This is a genomic window from Mesorhizobium sp., from assembly GCF_005063415.1.
Lineage (GTDB): Bacteria > Pseudomonadota > Alphaproteobacteria > Rhizobiales > Rhizobiaceae > Mesorhizobium.
Window position 1 is genome coordinate 1 of sequence record NZ_SUEG01000399.1, and the last position, 300, is coordinate 300.

Genomic DNA, 300 nt, shown 5'->3' on the forward strand with positions numbered 1-300 from the left:
CAGCTGGCCGTTTTCGCCGATGAATTCAAGCGTCGCCACCTGGAATTCGCGCTCGGCGCCTTCGGCCTGCGAGGATGACGTGCGCATCTTGGTCGCCCAGTATGGCCAGACCGACAGCTTGTCTTCCTTTTCCGGCGGCTGCGGCCGGATGTCGAGCTGGGTGACGCGCACCGCGCCCTGGCGGAAGGCGGTGCCGACGCAGTCGGAGGCAGTGTCGCCGCCGCCGACGACGACGACATGCTGGCCGCCGGCAACGATCGGGCGCGATGGCCATGCCACCGACTGGATCGGCTCCCCCCC

Annotated in this window: 1 pseudogene; it reads right to left on the minus strand. The window is 69.0% G+C overall.

What is annotated here, in order from left to right:
* Positions 1 to 300, minus strand: a pseudogene (gltD, locus tag E5W70_RS32790) (glutamate synthase); the annotation flags it as partial.